A 1038-nucleotide genomic window follows, 5' to 3' on the forward strand; every position below is an offset into this window, starting at 1 on the left:
ATTTAAAAGCTGGCGATGACTTACTCTCACATGGCAAGTGCCACACTACCATCAGCGCTAAGAGGTTTCACTTCTGAGTTCGGGAAGGGATCAGGTGGTTCACTCTTGCTATTGTCGCCAGCAAACTGTTGTGGTGCTTTCGGGTCTTAATCACGATGTATTCATCGTATGCCTTACTTACGGTCCAAAGAGTTATTAACGGATTAGTTAATTGAGTCGTATTGTAACTAGTTTCTACACTAAATCAAGTTATGTATTGAATTTATCTTGAATACAACAACTGTTTGGGTGTTGTATAGTCAAGCCTCACGAGCAATTAGTATTGGTCAGCTTCACACGTCACCGTGCTTCCACACCCAACCTATCAACGTCCTAGTCTCGAACGGCTCTTTAGAGGAATAAATTCCTAGGGAAATCTTATCTTGAGGTAGGCTTCCCGCTTAGATGCTTTCAGCGGTTATCCCTTCCGAACATAGCTACCCGGCGATGCGACTGGCGTCACAACCGGTACACCAGAGGTTCGTCCACTCTGGTCCTCTCGTACTAGGAGCAGATCCTCTCAAATTTCCAGCGCCCACGGTAGATAGGGACCGAACTGTCTCACGACGTTCTAAACCCAGCTCGCGTACCTCTTTAAATGGCGAACAGCCATACCCTTGGGACCTGCTTCAGCCCCAGGATGAGATGAGCCGACATCGAGGTGCCAAACACCGCCGTCGATATGAACTCTTGGGCGGTATCAGCCTGTTATCCCCAGAGTACCTTTTATCCGTTGAGCGATGGCCCTTCCATACAGAACCACCGGATCACTAAGACCTACTTTCGTACCTGCTCGACTTGTGGGTCTCGCAGTTAAGCGCGCTTTTGCCTTTATACTCTACGCGTGATTTCCGACCACGCTGAGCGCACCTTCGTACTCCTCCGTTACTCTTTAGGAGGAGACCGCCCCAGTCAAACTACCCACCAGACATGGTCCTCGTCCCGGATTACGGGACAGAGTTAGAACCTCAACATTACCAGGGTGGTATTTCAAGGACG

The 1038-nt window shown here is 49.1% G+C and carries 2 rRNA genes; both read right to left on the reverse strand.

The features are described from left to right. Positions 1-7: 7 nt before the first annotated feature. Positions 8-122 (reverse strand): 5S ribosomal RNA (rrf, locus tag IEV36_RS18705). Positions 123-295: 173 nt separating this feature from the next. Continuing rightward, positions 296-1038: ribosomal RNA gene (locus IEV36_RS18710) — 23S ribosomal RNA — on the reverse strand; the annotation flags it as partial.

Origin of the sequence: Acinetobacter vivianii (genome assembly GCF_014635885.1) — a bacterium.
In the GTDB taxonomy this organism is placed as follows: Bacteria; Pseudomonadota; Gammaproteobacteria; order Pseudomonadales; family Moraxellaceae; genus Acinetobacter; species Acinetobacter vivianii.